Raw genomic sequence first — 17117 nt, 5'->3', positions numbered from 1 at the left:
ATTAAAGTTGAAAGATTAATAGCCATAAATTTTATAAATATATAAATTCAATAAACACAACTTTTAGGCATTTTCAATAGTTAGAATTTTAAGTATTACGAAAAAAAAACATTTAAATAATGAGAAATAAAAATAGGTATCAGATTAATATGAACTAGTGCAAAAGAAGATAAGATATCAAAAGAAATTTCAAATAAAATCTTTCTTACGATATTTTCCTTTTTTTCTTATTTCTTTTGCAGTCAATATTTGTTGTTTTCTTCTTATTTTATGATCACTGATGGGGTTCTCATCGTTATAGACATATAAAACTTCCTTAACAAACTCTTGACGTGAAGCGGCCATTTCTAACATCGGGAACATTATTGCTAGATCCCAAGCGACAGAATAATATTTTCTATTTTTATCTAATAAATCATGCTTATTTACAGATAACCACAGATCATGTCTAAAAGTTCTTAAATGGGAGGCATACCAAAAATATTCCCTAAATAAGTTAAATTTTCTTATTAGGCTTGGATATTTTTTACCTCGAACACCTTTTGAGCATAAATGAGAACCATATGTTATTAAACAATCTGTTTCTGAATACTTTTCGTGAAGAATATTTAGAACATCACCACTATATAAGTAATCATCTCCATCAATTAAAATATCAATAGTCCGAGATGGTTCTTTTATTTTTTTATTAAGCAAATTAATAATATTATTTAATGCTCCTAATCTCCTAGGATTTTTAATTATCTCAAAATTCTTATGCTTATTACATATTGAAGAAGCGATATCATAAGAACTGTCAGTAGAACAATCATCAACTATTTGGACATGAAATTTTTTATAGGATTGTTTAATAATTGAATTAAGGCACTTTTCTATATATTTCTCCGCATTGAATAGAGGGACTACTATATTAAATAAGTAAGATGCTTTTTCTTTAGAAATAGGATATTTTTCCAATTAAAATTTAAATATTATTAAGTTAAGATTATATACTTAATACAAAATCAGAACTATCTAAAGAATCTTTTTCTTAACTTTATATTTTTTAAAAAAATGCTTTTTTCTAGAATGGTTGGGGGATTAGGTAATCAATTATTTCAAACCGCAGCATTTTTGAAATATCGGCGTATCAAAGAAAAAGTAATAATTTCCTTTCTAGGAGATATTCACATCCCAAAAAGAGAAAATTGTCTGGATTATATTTTTGAAACTCCTGATTGGCTTTATTATGATAATTCTAGAAAAATAAATTTATTTACAAGATTTTTAGCCAGAAGTTCTGCAGGACTAAGGTTTGGTAGTTATGTGCCATATATAGGTGTAAATGATAGGAACTTTTATTTAAAAAATTCTTATTTTTTTAATAAAAAAATATTATTTTTCGATGGTTATTTCATCCATAACTGGAAGTATGAACAAATAAATGAATTATTTAGTCAATTAAAATTAAGACCTATTTACTTGAATAGAGAGAATATTAAAATTTGTAATGAAAATGTAATTATTCATGTTAGGGGAGGTGACTTCCTCAAAATAAAACACCTAAATATTTGCGATAATTACTATTATAAAAAAGCAATTGAATATTCACTTAGAAAGGGATTTAATACTTTCAAGGTGATTTCTGAAGATCGACAATATGCTAAAGAAATTATAAAAGAAATGAAAAAATATTTTATAGATTTAAAAATTTCAATTCTTAAATCAAATTCTATAAAAAATGATTTTAATATTATTAGATCTTCCAATTTAGCAATATTGAGCAATAGTACTTTTTCTTGGTGGGCATCTTTTTTATCAAATTCCAAAAAAGAATTCTTAGTTCCCTCTAATTTCTCTTTAAAAGAAAAAAGAATTATTCTTCCAAATGAAAATGTAATTGTTTAATCAATATATGTAAGTACATATTCAAACAATCAAATTTTGCATAAAATTAAGCTATATGATTTTTTTAATAAATTAACAAAGACTCGATTTTCATAATGAATATATTTTTTCAGAGAATTAAATACTTATATCTTAAGACTTTTATTTTAAGGCCTAAAATAATCTCAACGATTATATTCATTCCTTTTTTATATTTGCTGGGTTGGATTTTAGCAATTCCTCTTATTTTTCTAAGTATTGAAAAAGAAAATATTTCTTTAATCGGGACGATTATAACGTTTTTAATTTTTGTTATTTCATTACCTAAATGGTTTGAAGTTCGATGGAAAATAAATAATGTTTGGAAATTAGTTGGAATAAAGAAAACAAATAGAAATAGGAAATCAAGTTTTTACTTTTTAAAAGGTTTATTAGGGGCAATTATTTTATTATCAGCAATTTTAATTCCTATAGTTCTCTTTAATGACGTTATTTGGTTAGGCGAAATATCAATAGATATTTTGATAAATAGCTTACTCTTGATCTTTGGAGTGGGATTTGCAGAAGAACTTATCTTTAGAGGCTGGCTTATAGAAGAACTAAAAAATCAATTTGGTCTAAAAAAAGCCTTAATTTTTCAGGCATCAATATTTAGCATAGTACATATCGGTTTTAATTTGCCTCTTTGGCAAATGATAAGCATACTATCTGGATTATTTTTGCTCGGTATATTTTTAGCATTTGTGAGATTAAATAATAATAACTCGTTGTGGGGTTGTATAGGATTACATGGGGGGCTTGTAGGAGGTTGGTTTTTAGTAAATAATGGTTTATTTGAAATATCAAAAGATGTCCCAATTTGGTTAGTAGGACCAGGGAATATAAATACAAATCCATTAGGTGGTTTTTGGGGTATTTCAATGTTAATTTTTTTATGTTTTTTATATTTTTTTATTTTGAAAAAAAATCAAAAGTTTAATTAAATAAGATATAAGTTTCTTAAGATTAGAGATAAATAGCGATTGATTTTTGATTAGTAATTGTCAGATTAAAATAAAACTTAATCCTCCTATGAATTTTGAGGCAGGAATAAGATTGATTATCTTTTTAGTAATTTTTGGATTTACAAACTATCTTAATGATGTTGAGAAGATATGAAAACGACATCAAAAAAGTAATTATTAAAACATAAAAAAATTTCCAGGCTATATCCTAAAATTTCATTTATTTTCTGAAATCAAAAAAATTTATTTTTGAATTTACTCACCATTTTTTACTAGTTTTTTGCCAACCTTCATTTACCAATTTTTGCCATAATGATCTTGCTTCTTCAATAACAATTTTTTTTCTAGTTTTCATTAATGGAGGATTTTCCCCATGAATTCCCATAATGATCCCTTCTTCAATAAACATATAAGCAATAGATTTATCAGAATCCTCTTTATCTTTATAAAAACGCATCACCCCTACAAAATTGGAGTCAATCAACCAAAAATCATTATTTGAATTCAATAAACCAAAATTAAATTAATCATATGCTTTCATTAGGATTTGCGAGGGAAATATCTATTTTTCTAATAATTGATATATTTTTTCTTTTTGCCTACTTTTTTTCAATACGCCTTGTTTTCTCTTAAACTCAACTCTTTTCTTTTGCGATGTTTTAGTAGGTTTTGTAAATTTTCTAATTTTAAATGGTTTATTTAAGCCATCTTTTATGATTGAACTAAATTTGATTAAGGCTAGCTGCCTATTTAGTAATTGATTTCTGTGTTCTTGAACCGATAAACATAAACAATTTTTCACTAATTTTTTTTTCAAATTAATCTTGAGAATTGCTTTCTGATAATCATTTAGTACTTTTGAATCTTCTAAATTAAAAATAATCTCTACTCTGCTTTCAATTTTATTTACATTCTGTCCTCCAGGACCTGAAGATCTGGAAAATCGCCATTTAATTTCGTTGGATGGTATTACTAATGTTTTAGTAATTTGCAAATCCATTTTTAGTTCTTCTTAATTTAGATTTTTAGAATTATCTCTAATACTTTAAGATATATCTTGAAATTTGATCGGTAAATACTGTGCGGTTATGTTAGGTAAACCGAAATTCGGTGTATTTGCCGTATCAATATCTTCGGTAATTATCCTTTCATATTTCAAAGAATTATCAGATATTGAATTTGTACTAATTCAAGGGTCACTTATGTATTCAATGTTTGATCTAATTTTTGAAACACCTTCATATCGCCAAGTATATGTTATTTCCGATAGTGAAATGAAGGAGTTAAAGAAAAACCAACATCAAGAAGAACTTGATGAAATTACAACACAAAAAGTAAGACTTGAAGATGCTTTTAAAGCTCAACTAAAACATCTTGAAGAGAGAGAAAAAGAAGTAAAGAAAGAACTTAAAGTACTCTCAGTCTCAAAAAATAAATAATTTATTTTTTGAGAAATTACTTTTTTTCAAAGACGGTTTTTAACCGTCTTTTTTAATTCTTTTAGTTTTAAGGTATTCATTAAATCCACAGATTTTAAAAATATTTTCCATAATTAAAACATGAATAATAAAGAAAAAATAAGAATGTTCTTACCCTTTAGTTGGGTCATTTGCGCAGCAATTTCTTTCGCTTATATAAATTCACATTTAATCAATACCTAACATAAATGTCTTATCCCTCAAGAGACGAAATACTTGCATCTTCAAAAGGGTGGGTAGCTTCTTTTTTAAATTTTCTTCCTGGTTTAGGATCGGGTTACTTATATCAAAGAAGATGGAAACCCTATTTTTTTACAATCATTGCTAGTACTATATGGTTCGCTTTAGGTATTTTATTACAAGGAGATTCTGAACCTTCTCAAAATGAACAAATAATTGGAATTTCTGGTCTTTTTTTAATATCAATAGTGACAGTTATAGAAGCCAACTTGGCTTTCAAAAAAGCAAGTAATAAAACAAAAGCTGAAAAAGAGAAAAAAATATCCTCTGACAAAAAAGGATGGTTTAAATAATTCAAAAAATTAGATCTAAGAAAATATTTAATTAGTTCTCAGTTTTTTAATTTAAGTAAAAATTGCGATATGTATTTTATTTTATAAAAAATTTTTTTAGTTATAAAAAAATAAAATTTCCTTTTCTTTGAGACCTTCCCATCCTGATTCTATTAATAATTGATTCAATGTTTCTTTATCAAAATGCTTAGAACCAGTTTTGACGCATCTATTTCTCATTGATTTTTTAACACCGCTCCTTTGTCTTTTATTCTCCTCATCCATAATTCTGTTATAAAGATCTAGCATTTTTTGAGGTATTGGAGTACCGTCAAGATCCACTCCATTTTGAATAGCAAGATCAACAGCCTGCATTCCCATTTTCTTCATATTATTAAAAAAGCTGAAACTATGATAAAACAAAACTTATTAATCTAAAATTCCTTGAATAATAATTTATTGATTTTGAATTTCCTTAAGCACCCTAATAGCCTCTTTAATGTGTTCAGGACCATTCAATAAATCTCTAAAAATATGTCTAACTGTTCCTTTGCGATCGATAACGTAAGTTACCCTACCATCCATAAAGCCTAATACTTTAGGAACTTTAAAAGTTTGCCTAAGAGCGTCATTCGTATCACAAAGTAATGGATATTGTAATTTATTTTTATTGGCGAATGCTAAATGACTTGAGGTACTTCCATTACTTACTCCCCAAACTTCTGCACCTAGTACTTTAAATAAGTCATATTTATCTCTAAATCCGCAAACTTCTATAGTGCAACCTGGCGTATCATCTTTTGGATAAAAAAACAAAACAAGGGGATTTTTTAATCCCTTATTTGATCTTTTAACTCCATTTTGATCCAGTAAAGAAAATTCTGGAATTTTATCTCCAATCTGCACAACAGTTCTTATAAAATTCCATATTAGAGGTTAATATGTTTTTATTGTGGCCTTCAAAGGAAATAACTAATATTTAAGTCAGTTTTTATGTTTAATTTGATACTAAAAAATTATGGAAATAAACTAATGTAAATTTATTAATTCAATATTATGGAATTAATAGTCTATATTTTTCTATTTTTTATTCTTTTTTTGGGAGTTATTTTTAATTTAAAAATAACTAATTTTAAAAAAGTTAAAGAAATACGAACTAAAGCTAAAGATTATTCAAAAAAAGAATAATTAAATATATTACTAAAATTAAAATTCAATTTTTTCATTTGGAGTAAATACTGAGCAATATTTTTTTACTAGGTCATTTGGCTGATTGGTCGAAGAGTTCGTTAATTTTAATTTTAGTTTTTCTATAGCCTCATTAGCATTAATCTCACCAAGTCTATATCTTGCACACGTATCCAATACTTTAAACATTTTTGTGGTAACTCCTTCAGCTGGATAAATTGGAAAAAATAAGTAAAAAACAAAAAATAGGTATTTCATTTTTTTTTAAGATATTAAATATCTAGTGAATAGTTTCAATAATTTTGAAAAATTTAATTTCAATAAAAGATTAAAATTTTATAGAATATTCTAATTTGAGTTGAATTTAGAATTTATCTAAAATAATAATAAAAGAAATTAAGATAAAATAAGAGTTAGTAAAAAATAATTTCGGTATAAATGAAAAAATTAATAACTAAACATAAAACTCTTATAAAGTGGTACCAAAAAAAATTCAAATTGAGTGATTATCAATTACTTTGGTTAGTTTTTTTTAAAGGAGTATTAATAACAATGATATTTTTCAAAATTTTTTAATATTAATAAAGCTTTTCCAAGAATGAAATTTTTACATGACTTGACTATATTTAATAATAGATTTCCTAATTAGTTAAATAGTTATCCGCTATGAATATTTTTGGTGTAGGTTTACCTGAAGTTACAGTAATACTTATCTTAGCTCTCTTAATTTTTGGTCCCAAAAAGCTTCCAGAACTAGGAAAACAGCTTGGCAAAACTTTGAAAAGTCTTAAAAAAGCATCGAATGAATTTCAAAATGAAATCGACCAAGTTATGAACGAACAAGATAAAGATGAATCTCCTATATCTATAGAAAGCAATCAAACCAATGAAATTAATCAAGAAAAAATAGATTCAGAAAACAGCAAAAAATAATATCTTGGATAGGCCCATAACCCCCATAGACGAATTTGAAAGAGCACTAGATAAAGCAGCTCTTACTAAAGAAGAATATGAATTGATAGACTATATACGCTATACAAGTGTTTTTACACAACCTAGCCTTATTAAAGATTTAAAAAGGCCATCAAAACCTCCTCTTTTGTCAGTTCTATGTCAAATTTGCAGAAAAATTGGTTCAGAGATGCCAGATCATTTCAAAAAAGTAATTGAGTGGTCAATTGAAATAAGTGATCACAATACAAAATGGGATGCTCATTTAATTTGCGCAGAAGCATTGAATATAGACAAAATTCCATTAAGTCCTATTCATGGAACAACTTTATTTGATGTTCTTGTTGTGCACAAAGAATTATTTCTTGGATTCGATTAAATTAATCATCTAAAGGCACAGAATCAGTATCTATAACTTCCGAATCATCATAATTATTTATTTTATTTTCAATCCAGTTATTTATATAACTAACTAAAGGCAATGAACCTCTAAAAATAAAAATAGAAGTAGGCAAAGCGCTTAATAAACCGACTAAAGGACTTTTAAAAAGTAATCTTCCGGCTTTTATGTTAAATAAAATAATAAGCGCTGAGGGAACTATAACTTTAACTATTGTTTTGAGCGCCTCAAGCCAACCGAGACGATATATACACCATATTGAAATTATGCCAACTATATAGAGGAATAAGTAAGTCATAAAAATAGTATAATGATTATCTATTTATCTTGTTCTTGCTAAGAAAAAGATTTTATAAATTTCTTTAACATCAATCAATCAAATTCTAGTAATGAGTTTTTCTGAAATAAGAAAATTTTTAATTAAAATGCAATCTGATGAAGAATTAAAAAAGCAGGTTACGACATCCTCTACAGCAGATGATGTAGCCCTAATAGGTCAACGCTTAGGTTATGACTTTTCAGGAGATGATCTCTTAAGATTTAATGGACAAAAAGTTGATAAAGTTACCGTAAGAAAGGTAGATCATCCCGGAGAATACCACTAAATTAAGACTTAACCCATATTGCAAGCCCTCCGCCCCTGCCTCGAGCACATAACCAATTATCTTTAGTGCTAATTCCTACTAGTGAGAAAAAAGGCATTTTTTTTTCTTCTGGTTTTTTTAAATCCTTAATAAATATAGGAAAACTACTAATACTAATTTTCAATTCTTCAAAATAGAAAGCCAATAAAGGTCTAATCCCTTTTAATTCTGCGATGCCTATAAAAGTAATATTTAATAATCCGAAATTAATTGAATTTTTTATTTCATAATTTATTTGATCCTCTTTATTTTTACTTTTCAATTCGAGTCTTGCCGACAATACTTGGAGAATCGAACTGGGTATATTTTTGATTTCATCTGACTCCTTTCCCCATACATACTTAAACTTCCATATTCCTAACAGTTCCTCATATACAATTCCGCTACCATTTTTTTGGGAATTTTTTTCCAATAGTTTTATCTCATTAATATCAGGAAAGTTTTTCATAGTAGATTTTAATCTAAGAATCTAAGAATCAAATACTAAGATAACTTCATAAAAAATGTTCTTAGTTAAAAAATCTCTCCAAAAAGATTTCTTTGTTTCAATATATTTCCAAAAAAATAATTTTTTGGCACACATAAGGAACAAGATCTCGTTAATATATTTACATAAAGTAACCTAATCAATGGATTTCATCTCTAAAAGCCAGGGGTACATACCTTTAAAAGCTGTCCCTTACATATTTTTCCTTGCTGTTGTTCTAAGTATTACAACTTCAACTAATACAATTGTCTAAAACGCATTAGTTTTAAGAGAAAAGTAAAGTAAATATTTAATGAAAAAGTACGATGTTGTAATAATAGGTAGTGGAATAGGTGGTTTATGTTGTGGTTCAATTCTTGCTTTAAAAGGTAAAAAAGTACTTATATGTGAAGCACATAACCAGCCAGGAGGTGTTGCTCACAGTTTCAAAAGAAAAGGTTACACTTTTGAATCAGGTCCCTCATTATGGAGTGGAATAGGTAAATGGCCGACAACCAATCCCCTAGGTCAAATTCTTAAATTACTTGATGAAGAAGTTGAACTATTTCAATACAAAGGTTGGCAAGTAATTGTCCCAGAAGGCAATTTTAATCTTGATGTAGGGGAAGAACCTTTTAAACAGACAATTAAAACTTTAAGAGGTGAGAAATCTGTTAAAGAATGGGAATCATTTATTTCCGGGATAAAACCTCTTAGCCAAATAATAAATGAAATACCTCTACTCTCATTTTCTCCCGAATCAATAAATTTCTTAGATCTAATAAATTTAACCTCAAAATTTTTACCTAATATCAATCAATTACCAAAAATTAATAAAGGCTTTGGGAATTTAGTTAATAATCACCTAGAGGATCCTTTTCTCAGAAATTGGGTTGATTTATTGAGCTTTTTGATAAGTGGTATGTCAATGCATGATACAAATACAGCTGCGATGGCTACTTTATTTAACGAATGGTTTGAACCAAATTCATACCTTGAATACCCCAAAGGAGGTAGTGAATCAATCGTAAAAGCCTTAATTAATGGATTTAAAAAAAATGGAGGAGAATTAATTCTTTCTTCGAGAGTAAAGACAATTAACTTCAATAAAAATTTAGCCACAGGTATAACTCTTAATAATGGTTGTAGTTATAGTTGTGAATCTGTTGTCACGAATACTGATGTTTGGAATTTAAAAAAGTTAATTCCAAATGAAATTTCAAAAAAATGGAATACAAAAGTTTTGAACCCTAATAAATGTGATTCTTTCCTTCATATACATCTAGGTTTTGATGCTGATGGTCTTGAAAATTTGCCAATACATGCGATACATGTTGATGAGTGGGAAAAAGGTATAACCGCAGAAAGAAATATAGCTGTATTTTCAATCCCATCTGTTTTAGATAAAAATATGGCCCCTGAAGGAAAACATGTTCTTCATGGATATACTCCCGCAAATGAACCTTGGGAAATTTGGGAAAACCTAAATCCAAAGGAACTAGAATATAGAAATTTGAAAGAAGAAAGATGTTCAATATTCCTTAATGCAGTGCGAAAATTCATCCCGGATATAGATGAAAGGATTGATTTAAAGATGCTAGGAACCCCCATCACTCATAAAAAATTCACCAATACTTATTGCGGTAGTTACGGCCCTGCATTATCTGCAGCAAAAGGTCTTTTCCCAGGCTGCAAAACTCCAGTGAAAAATTTATTTACTTGCGGTGCAAGTACATTTCCAGGTATTGGAATTCCTGCTGTTTCAGCAAGTGGCGCTTACGCAGCTGAAAAAATTATTGGAAAAAAAGAATTTAAAACTCTTCTTAAGAAAATAAATTTATGAATCAAGTTCTTTTTTATAACTCTAATACTACTTAGTTAAGAAATAAGAATAAAGAAAGCAAAAACGTTCAATAATGATAATCTTTATCTGAACATAAACTTAACTTATAGCTCTTATATGTTTTTCTTATCAATTCCTCAAGCCTGGCATTTAGTTGGCACTTGGTCAGAACAACTGCCAAACGAGTCAAATCTTATAGGAATGGGCCAAACCGAATTAATGATGACTTTACACTCAATATTCGTTCCTCTCTTACTTGTAATTTCATATTACCTATTCAATAGACTTAACAAAAACAAATCAAAGAAAATTAAAGGATGATAGTTTAAGGTTTATTTAGCTGAACTTCTTCTAACTACTTTTCTGCCTGTAGAAGTATCAACTCCGCTTGAATCTTTAGTTTGTGAATTAGTTTCAACATTATCAACATCACTTTTATCCATTTCTGCGCAAACACCTACAACCATGGCAGCTTGCATTTGATCTGGTAAATCTCCAATAGTTAATAAGGCCTTTAAAACTAATTGAAGTCGAGTTTGCCGATCTATTTCAGGTCTTAGTTTTTTTACGGTATTCCAAAGTTCTTGGGTAACTTCTTTTAAAAGTTCTCGATCAACAGCCAAATTAAATCCTTCTTGTATTTCTACTAATCTAACAAAAAATTGGATATCGTAAAATAATATTCAATAAAAAGATTGTTAGTTAATATTTTTCTATCCGAATACAAGTTGCATTTGTTGGTGCAATTCATTCTTATCTTGCATAAGTTTATCTTTTTCAATCTTTTTTAGAGTAAAAGTTCTATCAAATTTTTTTTGAATCTTTATTGGAGTATTTTCAAACTTTACATTTTTGCTTATTAGAGAATTCCACTCTTTTGAATTAAAAGGGGCATAAGGTGAAGATGAAATAACTTTCATGTCTTAACAATACATCTGTACTAATACTAGTACAGATTTACTATTGCGCAACAACTGGTTTGGTTTTCTTAATTTTGTAGTGTCTTTAAGAATGGATTGATTTTTTTTATCTAATTTGCAGGAATAATAAGTTTGATAAATGAATAAAAGTATCATGGGTTACTTATTGATCCCTTTTTTTAGTGTCTTAAGACTTTTCTTGCTTAAGAACCTCCTAAAATAGTTAATTTGTTGAAATTAACATTGACAGGATATATTTACTAATCCTTCCTATAAAAAGATTAATGAATTGATCAAAAATGCTTCTTAGTAATTCAAAAAGACTAAAAATCCAAGGAATAATTAAAAGAATTGCTCAAGATAAATCAATTACATTAGAAGAAAGGATATATGTTGAGAAATTTGCACACCATAATTCGACAATTTCTCTTTGGCTGAAAAAAGCTAACAGCTTTAGAAGGAATGGTACAAAAAATGATGGGGGGATTGATAACCTCTTACAATCATTTGGGATAGATGGACTAGATAAAGAAAATCATTTCAACCCAGGTGAAGATGATATATCGGATTGGTTTGGCGGTGCTCCTGGTTGGCTAAGGAGAAGCTAGATACATTATTATTCAATTTACCCAGGCTATCTTACACAAATATATACTCATAAAAGATATAAAAGCCCAAAAAACCCATGGTATAAATTTAATCGGCACTAAATATTTTTTTGAAAAGGTTTTCATATTGATTTTTCTTTTAGATTATTTCTTCCTTACCGTTTTTGAGAATAGGTTTAATTGCTCTATTTATAAATTAAACAATATTCAAAACTTCAAAGATATAAAATCACTTAAAAGATAAAGTTAATCCACCCTAATCATCACAATCTAAGCAACTTTATTTTCAATATTCCTTGAAAAATTTACTATTTTTGCCTCATCATGGTCTGAATCATTCCAATATTTTATAAGCCTTTCTAATTCATCAATCCTCTTTTTGGCATTTGCAATTTTTTCAGTAGTTGTCATATAAAATTTTTATCTATCCAATTAATGCATGAAAAAAAAATATTTCAATGGAAGTAACAATTTTTAGACTACAAAGATTAATTTTTGGTTAATTAATTCAATACATTTTAGCCCTCGAGAGACTAAGTAATTATACTTAAAGAAAAACTAAATTTATGAAGAAAATAAATTCTTTAATTTTGAATATTACAGTTAACTTCTTAGACTTCATATACTCTGGTAGATCTTTACAAAGATTTTGGGTTTTAGAAGTTATAGCTAGATCACCTTATTTTGCATTTCTTTCAGTTCTTCATTTTAAAGAATCCCTAGGAATTAAAAATGAGAAAACAATGATTTTAATGAAAGAACATTTTTATCAAGCTATTAACGAAACTGAGCATCTTAAAGAAATGGAGAAAAGAGGAGGAGATAGGTTCTGGATTGATAGATTTTTTGCTAGACACCTTGTGCTTGTCTATTACTGGATCATGGTTTTTTATTATTTCCTCTCTCCAGCTAATGCTTATGATGTCAACATAAAAATCGAAGAGCATGCATTTGAAACTTATTCCAAATACTTAATAGATAATCCAAATGATCAAAAAATAAAAGAAATTGCTCAAGATGAATTAAATCATGTCCAAGAACTTAACCAAGCTTTGTCAATACTTACAACAGTTTAGATTAGTGCTGAGAAATCTATTAGCAATATTGAGAGCATCACCGAAGAAGAAATTAATCCTAGGCTAATCATTAATGAGACGTAACCTTTTTTTCTAGGCAATTTATAAAAAGATATTCCAATAATTAATATCATTATTAATGAGAAAAAAATTATAATTTTTTCATTTACTAAATTGAGATGTATAACTAAATTTTTTTCTTCAAAAAATTTGAGAAATTCAGATAAAACTAATTCTTCTTCTATTTTCTTAAAATAGTCAAATAAGCTTATCAAAGCAGAACTTAATAAAGATAATGCAACCAGTGCAGTAACTGGTTTTGTTAACCTGTTAAGTGTTCTGTTAAAACTTGCCAATAAAATAAGAACAAATAAAGAGGTTGCTAAAGGTATTAAAGGTATAAGAGTTGTTGAATTTATGAAATTTCCCACGGAAATAATATGTATCTAACTTAAAATTTTATATTATTTCGACGCGTTATTTTATTAAATAAGATTTTTTAAAATCTAAAATGTAATTAGTACCTATTGCATTCTGTGTAAATTGATACCAAAATTAAATTAGTATTGAAAAATAAAATGTTAGCCATTTCTGAAATTATTATTGCAAGTGCTATCTTCCTAGGAATTGTATATTGGGAAGTTAAATTCCTATATACCAAAACTACTGTAGCGAAATAAATTCACTCAAAAAAGGAAAATTAAAAACGTAGAAAATTTAAATAAAATTTAAGAATTTAAGTTGACAAAAAAAGCTCTAAATATGAGAGAATAAACACAAATATTAAGTCCCTCTAATGAGCGAAGTCCAAAATCCTAATACTAACTCAACTCAGCAGCAACAACAGCAACAGCAACAATCCTATTCAGACAGCAAAATTAATTCTGCTGAGAGCGAGAGACTTTATCTTGAGATGAAAAAAGCTTGGCTTTAAATTTAATTCGTGTTTGAAATAATATTTCTATAAATTTTTTTATTTTTGAAGTAATTAATACTTTTTTATTTCCTATACCCTTTAAATTTTAATTAACCGCAAGGGTAATTTTTGAGAAAACTAAAGCAGTTAGAAAAAATTAACGGAAGGCTCGCAATGGGAGGGTTGATATATTTAGTTTTTACAAAATTAGTTTCTAACCGTGCCGACATATTAGACCAGCTTAAATCTTATTTAATTTAAAAAATGAACTGGGAATATTATCCAGGAATATTTCTTTCTATATAAGCGTCAGTTAAAGCTAGGATTAACCCCAATAATGTTGAAAATATAGCAATTTCAGTTGATTCCATTTTATTTTTGAATTACCCCTAGTTTGCTAAATAATTCAAAGTTCAGCAACAAGTCAAATAACTTGCTATAGTACATATATACTATTATTTATTTATTTATTGTGAGCTCAGCAACTCCTGAGTTTCTTTTCGTTAGGCCTGGTGATTATGTCGCAATTAAAAAAGAAAATTGCGAAGATACTAAGGAAAAGGATAAAAATTACTGGGTCGGTCAAGTTATCGACTGTATTGGAGGAGCTAGAAATCCAAATTCATGGACCTTGTTTCAAGTTGCCAATATTGACAATGGAGAGATCACTATAATCAACGCCGATATTGTAAAAAAAATTTTGAAACCTTCTGGAAGTTAATCTTAATCAAACAAACTTCTTTCAGTAGTACAGAAACAAAAAGGGGAATGAACGCTTTAAAGGAAATCAATCACCCAAGTTCCAAGCAGGCAAGTCCATATACTTGATTCATAGGGCAGGAAGGTTGAATGCCTTTATACATTCTGTAAGTTTTTGATATTTCCTCAAATCCCAAACTTGATAAAAGATAATTTGCATAAGGGTTCAGATTAGAGCAATCCAATAAGATTTGAGCATCTAACTCACCAACTAACTCCCTTATTAATAATTCAGCAAGTGGTGGAGTATCTGCTAAAAGTGGGCCAATTCTCCAGCCTTGCTCATTATCTTCCAATACACAAGGTCTTATCCTGCCAAATCCATGGCACATCCCATTATTATCGACAATTGCACTGACATTACCATGAGAATTCTTCAACCAGTCATTTAGAAAATGTGGTCTGGGACTAGGTTCTCTTTGATCATCATAAATTAAGACTGCTTCAGAAGAGATTTTATTACCCGGGACAACTTTAAAAGAATGAAATTGATCTTTATAGAAATTTCTCAATGGCAAATTTTGAGAACCATTTAATTTCCATCGATTTGTAATGGAAGATTTTCTAAACCCCCACTTTGCGTAATCATTTAATCTATCTGGGGCTGCCTCAAGACCAATACAATCAACATTTTTCAAATATTCGAGGGCATGTTTCCATAATCTCACTCCATATCCATTATTCCGGAATTCTTTTTTAACGATAAATAAACCTATAAAACCATACGAGGAATTATATTTTATACACGCAATAGAGCCTATAGGATTATTGTCTAAACAAGCTACCCATACCCCTTGTTTATCTGTATTTCTATAAATTGATAAATCATCCATTCCAGGAGAAAATCCTTCTAACCTTGCCCAGTTTGTGACTTCTGGTATTTCGTTTATAGATATCAATCTAATTGAAAAATTTTCCCTCATAGAAATATACTAACCAAGAAAAATTTGAATTTTTAAAAGCAATATTAATAAATTTGATTATTTCTCATAAATCATTCGCTTTGATTTAACTGCCTAAAAACCTTAGTTATTTACAATTTATCCTCTGATATATTTAATACTATTCAAAGGTAAAAAATGAAAATTTCTGATAAATTTCATTTAGAAGACATCTATAAATTAAAAAATACAGTTCTCACTGGTAAAACTGAAGATATAAAATGGCGGATCCATCATATCAATATAGTTTCTAAACTTTTAGATGAAAATAAAAAAGAGATAATTAAATCACTTTTTGTTGATCTCGGCAAATCTGAAATTGAAGGGCTTTCAGAAATCCTTTTAGTGAAAGAAGAAATTTCACTTATAAAAAAGAAACTCAATTCTTGGATGCGACCAAAAAAGATTGATACCCCTTTTTATCTTTTTCCATCATCCTCCAAAGTTATTTATGAACCTCTTGGGTGTGTCTTAATTCTTGGTCCTTATAATTATCCATTACTTTATATTTTAAAGCCATTGGTAAATATTTTCTCAGCAGGAAATACAGCAGTTATAAAACCATCAGAGAAATGTCCTGCGACCTCAAAACTTATTAAAAAGCTTACTTCCAAATATTTCAGTAAAGATGTCCTAATGACAGTAGAGGGTGATAATAAACAATCCATAAAATTAATTGAACAAAATTTTGACCACATTTTTTTTACAGGAAGTACTAAAACTGGAAAATCTATAATGAAATTAGCTGCAAAAAACTTAACTCCATTAACTCTTGAGTTAAGCGGAACAAATCCTGTAATTGTTTTCAAGAATGCAAATTTAGAAGTGGCTGCAAAAAGAATTGTTTGGGGTAAATTTTTTAATTCTGGTCAATCGTGCATGGCTCCGAATCATATCTTTGTAGATAAAGAAATTGAAAATATTTTTATAGAAAAATTAAAGAAATACATAATAAGTTTTTACGGAGATAATCCAATTATTTCCGAAAACCTATCAAAATTGGAGAAAAAACAATTTACATCAACTGTAGAAATTCTCAAACAATATGAAAAAGAAAAAAGAATTTTATTTGGGGGGACTTTTAGTAAAAAAAAGTTGAAAATATCTCCTACAATTTTGAGAACTAAATTAAATGAAAAAGATATTTTGCAGAAAGAATTATTCAGTTCACTACTTCCTGTAGTTGGAATTAATGGTATGGAATCAGCTTTAACACAGATTAGTCTAACATCAAAACCCTTAGCAATCTACTTATTTGGAGGCAATAAAAAAATCCATAATCATATTTCAAAAGTAACCAGCTCTGGAACAATTTGTATAAATGATGTGATGTTACCAGTCCTTATTCCAAATTTACCTTTTGGAGGCGTTGGGCAAAGTGGTATTGGCAAATTTCATGGAGAAGAAGGCTTTCGAAATTTTTCAAATCAAAAATCTATTACTTTTAAAGGTTTTTTATTTGATTCAAATCTGCGATATCCCCCCTATGAAAGAGTAAAGAAATTTTTAAAGTTTATTTTTCAGATTTAAATTACTTAAATTGTT

Annotated in this window: 27 protein-coding genes; 14 read left to right on the top strand and 13 right to left on the bottom strand. The window is 28.1% G+C overall.

What is annotated here, in order from left to right:
* Positions 1-189: 189 nt before the first annotated feature.
* Positions 190-957 (bottom strand): glycosyltransferase family 2 protein, encoded by a 768-nt coding sequence (locus A9601_RS11010; RefSeq protein ID WP_011817851.1) that lies wholly within the window; start codon positions 955-957, stop codon positions 190-192.
* A 96-nt stretch (positions 958-1053) separates the two neighbouring features.
* Here A9601_RS11010 and A9601_RS11005 point away from each other — a divergent pair, with 96 nt between their 5' ends.
* Together A9601_RS11005 and A9601_RS11000 are read left to right on the top strand one after the other, a co-directional pair.
* A complete protein-coding gene (locus tag A9601_RS11005) occupies positions 1054-1887 on the top strand; it encodes an alpha-1,2-fucosyltransferase (protein ID WP_011817850.1) in 834 nt (277 codons plus the stop codon).
* 194 nt (positions 1888-2081) lie between these two features.
* Positions 2082-2849: a CPBP family intramembrane glutamic endopeptidase gene (locus tag A9601_RS11000; RefSeq protein WP_225866259.1), complete on the top strand. Its 768-nt coding sequence runs from the start codon at positions 2082-2084 to the stop codon at positions 2847-2849.
* A 280-nt stretch (positions 2850-3129) separates the two neighbouring features.
* Here the strand turns inward: A9601_RS11000 and A9601_RS10995 are convergent, their stop codons facing one another.
* Together A9601_RS10995 and arfB are read right to left on the bottom strand one after the other, a co-directional pair.
* Positions 3130-3378 carry a DUF1651 domain-containing protein gene (locus A9601_RS10995; RefSeq protein WP_011817847.1) on the bottom strand — a complete coding sequence of 83 codons (249 nt, stop codon included), beginning with the start codon at positions 3376-3378 and terminating at the stop codon, positions 3130-3132.
* A gap of 54 nt (positions 3379-3432) precedes the next feature.
* On the bottom strand, positions 3433-3870 hold the full coding sequence (arfB, locus tag A9601_RS10990; protein WP_011817846.1) for an alternative ribosome rescue aminoacyl-tRNA hydrolase ArfB: 438 nt from the start codon (positions 3868-3870) through the stop codon (positions 3433-3435).
* Positions 3871-3958: 88 nt separating this feature from the next.
* Between arfB and A9601_RS10985 the strand changes: the two genes are divergently transcribed.
* Complete coding sequence (locus tag A9601_RS10985; RefSeq protein WP_225866258.1) at positions 3959-4309, top strand: hypothetical protein; 351 nt, start codon at positions 3959-3961, stop codon at positions 4307-4309.
* Between the two features lie 227 nt (positions 4310-4536).
* Positions 4537-4881, top strand: coding sequence for a hypothetical protein (locus A9601_RS10980; protein ID WP_011817844.1), 345 nt, complete (start codon positions 4537-4539; stop codon positions 4879-4881).
* Positions 4882-4977: 96 nt separating this feature from the next.
* Here A9601_RS10980 and A9601_RS10975 read toward each other — a convergent pair whose 3' ends face one another.
* The 3 genes from A9601_RS10975 to A9601_RS18550 form a co-directional block, all read right to left on the bottom strand.
* Positions 4978-5250, bottom strand: coding sequence for a small RNA NsiR4-regulated ssr1528 family protein (locus A9601_RS10975; RefSeq protein WP_011817843.1), 273 nt, complete (start codon positions 5248-5250; stop codon positions 4978-4980).
* A 66-nt stretch (positions 5251-5316) separates the two neighbouring features.
* Positions 5317-5766, bottom strand: a complete 450-nt coding sequence (locus A9601_RS10970) for a peroxiredoxin (protein ID WP_011817842.1) — start codon at positions 5764-5766, stop codon at positions 5317-5319.
* Positions 5767-6066: 300 nt separating this feature from the next.
* Positions 6067-6237 carry a hypothetical protein gene (locus A9601_RS18550; RefSeq protein WP_193328899.1) on the bottom strand — a complete coding sequence of 57 codons (171 nt, stop codon included), beginning with the start codon at positions 6235-6237 and terminating at the stop codon, positions 6067-6069.
* A 477-nt stretch (positions 6238-6714) separates the two neighbouring features.
* Here A9601_RS18550 and A9601_RS10960 point away from each other — a divergent pair, with 477 nt between their 5' ends.
* Positions 6715-6981 (top strand): TatA/E family twin arginine-targeting protein translocase, encoded by a 267-nt coding sequence (locus A9601_RS10960; protein ID WP_011817838.1) that lies wholly within the window; start codon positions 6715-6717, stop codon positions 6979-6981.
* Positions 6982-6985: 4 nt separating this feature from the next.
* Positions 6986-7378, top strand: a complete 393-nt coding sequence (locus A9601_RS10955) for a hypothetical protein (protein ID WP_002806001.1) — start codon at positions 6986-6988, stop codon at positions 7376-7378.
* A gap of 1 nt (position 7379) precedes the next feature.
* On the opposite strand, the gene A9601_RS10950 is transcribed toward A9601_RS10955, so the two are convergent.
* Positions 7380-7697, bottom strand: a complete 318-nt coding sequence (locus tag A9601_RS10950; RefSeq protein ID WP_011817837.1) for a hypothetical protein — start codon at positions 7695-7697, stop codon at positions 7380-7382.
* A 91-nt stretch (positions 7698-7788) separates the two neighbouring features.
* On the opposite strand from A9601_RS10950, the gene A9601_RS10945 reads away from it, so the two are divergent.
* Positions 7789-8004, top strand: coding sequence for a Nif11-like leader peptide family natural product precursor (locus A9601_RS10945; RefSeq protein ID WP_011817836.1), 216 nt, complete (start codon positions 7789-7791; stop codon positions 8002-8004).
* 1 nt (position 8005) lies between these two features.
* Here A9601_RS10945 and A9601_RS10940 read toward each other — a convergent pair whose 3' ends face one another.
* Positions 8006-8491: a hypothetical protein gene (locus A9601_RS10940; protein WP_011817835.1), complete on the bottom strand. Its 486-nt coding sequence runs from the start codon at positions 8489-8491 to the stop codon at positions 8006-8008.
* 331 nt (positions 8492-8822) lie between these two features.
* Here A9601_RS10940 and A9601_RS10935 point away from each other — a divergent pair, with 331 nt between their 5' ends.
* Positions 8823-10352: a phytoene desaturase family protein gene (locus tag A9601_RS10935; protein WP_011817833.1), complete on the top strand. Its 1530-nt coding sequence runs from the start codon at positions 8823-8825 to the stop codon at positions 10350-10352.
* Positions 10353-10469: 117 nt separating this feature from the next.
* Positions 10470-10673, top strand: a complete 204-nt coding sequence (locus A9601_RS10930; RefSeq protein WP_011817832.1) for a hypothetical protein — start codon at positions 10470-10472, stop codon at positions 10671-10673.
* Positions 10674-10684: 11 nt separating this feature from the next.
* On the opposite strand, the gene A9601_RS10925 is transcribed toward A9601_RS10930, so the two are convergent.
* On the bottom strand, positions 10685-10975 hold the full coding sequence (locus A9601_RS10925; protein ID WP_011817831.1) for a TIGR03894 family protein: 291 nt from the start codon (positions 10973-10975) through the stop codon (positions 10685-10687).
* A 90-nt stretch (positions 10976-11065) separates the two neighbouring features.
* Entirely contained in the window at positions 11066-11272 is a 207-nt protein-coding gene (locus tag A9601_RS10920; protein ID WP_011817830.1) for a hypothetical protein, read from the bottom strand.
* Between the two features lie 299 nt (positions 11273-11571).
* Between A9601_RS10920 and A9601_RS10915 the strand changes: the two genes are divergently transcribed.
* Entirely contained in the window at positions 11572-11880 is a 309-nt protein-coding gene (locus tag A9601_RS10915) for a hypothetical protein (RefSeq protein WP_011817829.1), read from the top strand.
* Positions 11881-12150: 270 nt separating this feature from the next.
* Here A9601_RS10915 and A9601_RS18545 read toward each other — a convergent pair whose 3' ends face one another.
* Complete coding sequence (locus tag A9601_RS18545; RefSeq protein ID WP_011817828.1) at positions 12151-12291, bottom strand: hypothetical protein; 141 nt, start codon at positions 12289-12291, stop codon at positions 12151-12153.
* A gap of 155 nt (positions 12292-12446) precedes the next feature.
* Here A9601_RS18545 and A9601_RS10910 point away from each other — a divergent pair, with 155 nt between their 5' ends.
* Positions 12447-12956: an alternative oxidase gene (locus A9601_RS10910; RefSeq protein WP_011817827.1), complete on the top strand. Its 510-nt coding sequence runs from the start codon at positions 12447-12449 to the stop codon at positions 12954-12956.
* On the opposite strand, the gene A9601_RS10905 is transcribed toward A9601_RS10910, so the two are convergent.
* Positions 12953-13387, bottom strand: a complete 435-nt coding sequence (locus A9601_RS10905; protein ID WP_011817826.1) for a hypothetical protein — start codon at positions 13385-13387, stop codon at positions 12953-12955. The genes A9601_RS10910 and A9601_RS10905 overlap by 4 nt on opposite strands.
* Before the next feature lie 365 nt (positions 13388-13752).
* Between A9601_RS10905 and A9601_RS18540 the strand changes: the two genes are divergently transcribed.
* Complete coding sequence (locus A9601_RS18540; RefSeq protein ID WP_011817824.1) at positions 13753-13890, top strand: hypothetical protein; 138 nt, start codon at positions 13753-13755, stop codon at positions 13888-13890.
* Positions 13891-14344: 454 nt separating this feature from the next.
* Positions 14345-14593, top strand: coding sequence for a DUF3104 domain-containing protein (locus A9601_RS10900; RefSeq protein WP_011817821.1), 249 nt, complete (start codon positions 14345-14347; stop codon positions 14591-14593).
* Positions 14594-14663: 70 nt separating this feature from the next.
* On the opposite strand, the gene A9601_RS10895 is transcribed toward A9601_RS10900, so the two are convergent.
* Positions 14664-15554: a GNAT family N-acetyltransferase gene (locus A9601_RS10895; protein ID WP_011817820.1), complete on the bottom strand. Its 891-nt coding sequence runs from the start codon at positions 15552-15554 to the stop codon at positions 14664-14666.
* Between the two features lie 156 nt (positions 15555-15710).
* Between A9601_RS10895 and A9601_RS10890 the strand changes: the two genes are divergently transcribed.
* Complete coding sequence (locus A9601_RS10890) at positions 15711-17102, top strand: aldehyde dehydrogenase family protein (protein ID WP_011817819.1); 1392 nt, start codon at positions 15711-15713, stop codon at positions 17100-17102.
* Positions 17103-17117: the final 15 nt, after the last annotated feature.

It is taken from the genome of Prochlorococcus marinus str. AS9601 (genome assembly GCF_000015645.1).
GTDB classification, from domain to species: Bacteria; Cyanobacteriota; Cyanobacteriia; order PCC-6307; family Cyanobiaceae; genus Prochlorococcus_A; species Prochlorococcus_A marinus_O.
This window is presented reverse-complemented; position numbering and strand designations above follow the sequence as displayed.

Excerpts from the sequence above, each read along its gene's own strand:
- A9601_RS10930 (WP_011817832.1), top strand. The coding sequence starts at position 10,470 with ATGTTTTTCTTATCAATTCCTCAAGCCTGGCATTTAGTTGGCACTTGG.
- A9601_RS10915 (WP_011817829.1), top strand. The coding sequence starts at position 11,572 with ATGCTTCTTAGTAATTCAAAAAGACTAAAAATCCAAGGAATAATTAAA.
- A9601_RS10910 (WP_011817827.1), top strand. The coding sequence starts at position 12,447 with ATGAAGAAAATAAATTCTTTAATTTTGAATATTACAGTTAACTTCTTA.
- A9601_RS18545 (WP_011817828.1), bottom strand. The coding sequence starts at position 12,291 with ATGACAACTACTGAAAAAATTGCAAATGCCAAAAAGAGGATTGATGAA.
- A9601_RS18540 (WP_011817824.1), top strand. The coding sequence starts at position 13,753 with ATGAGCGAAGTCCAAAATCCTAATACTAACTCAACTCAGCAGCAACAA.
- A9601_RS10945 (WP_011817836.1), top strand. The coding sequence starts at position 7,789 with ATGAGTTTTTCTGAAATAAGAAAATTTTTAATTAAAATGCAATCTGAT.
- A9601_RS11005 (WP_011817850.1), top strand. The coding sequence starts at position 1,054 with ATGCTTTTTTCTAGAATGGTTGGGGGATTAGGTAATCAATTATTTCAA.
- A9601_RS10950 (WP_011817837.1), bottom strand. The coding sequence starts at position 7,697 with ATGACTTACTTATTCCTCTATATAGTTGGCATAATTTCAATATGGTGT.
- A9601_RS18550 (WP_193328899.1), bottom strand. The coding sequence starts at position 6,237 with ATGTTTAAAGTATTGGATACGTGTGCAAGATATAGACTTGGTGAGATT.
- A9601_RS10940 (WP_011817835.1), bottom strand. The coding sequence starts at position 8,491 with ATGAAAAACTTTCCTGATATTAATGAGATAAAACTATTGGAAAAAAAT.
- A9601_RS10935 (WP_011817833.1), top strand. The coding sequence starts at position 8,823 with ATGAAAAAGTACGATGTTGTAATAATAGGTAGTGGAATAGGTGGTTTA.
- A9601_RS10985 (WP_225866258.1), top strand. The coding sequence starts at position 3,959 with ATGTTAGGTAAACCGAAATTCGGTGTATTTGCCGTATCAATATCTTCG.
- A9601_RS10890 (WP_011817819.1), top strand. The coding sequence starts at position 15,711 with ATGAAAATTTCTGATAAATTTCATTTAGAAGACATCTATAAATTAAAA.
- arfB (WP_011817846.1), bottom strand. The coding sequence starts at position 3,870 with ATGGATTTGCAAATTACTAAAACATTAGTAATACCATCCAACGAAATT.
- A9601_RS10975 (WP_011817843.1), bottom strand. The coding sequence starts at position 5,250 with ATGAAGAAAATGGGAATGCAGGCTGTTGATCTTGCTATTCAAAATGGA.
- A9601_RS10920 (WP_011817830.1), bottom strand. The coding sequence starts at position 11,272 with ATGAAAGTTATTTCATCTTCACCTTATGCCCCTTTTAATTCAAAAGAG.
- A9601_RS10980 (WP_011817844.1), top strand. The coding sequence starts at position 4,537 with ATGTCTTATCCCTCAAGAGACGAAATACTTGCATCTTCAAAAGGGTGG.
- A9601_RS10960 (WP_011817838.1), top strand. The coding sequence starts at position 6,715 with ATGAATATTTTTGGTGTAGGTTTACCTGAAGTTACAGTAATACTTATC.
- A9601_RS10895 (WP_011817820.1), bottom strand. The coding sequence starts at position 15,554 with ATGAGGGAAAATTTTTCAATTAGATTGATATCTATAAACGAAATACCA.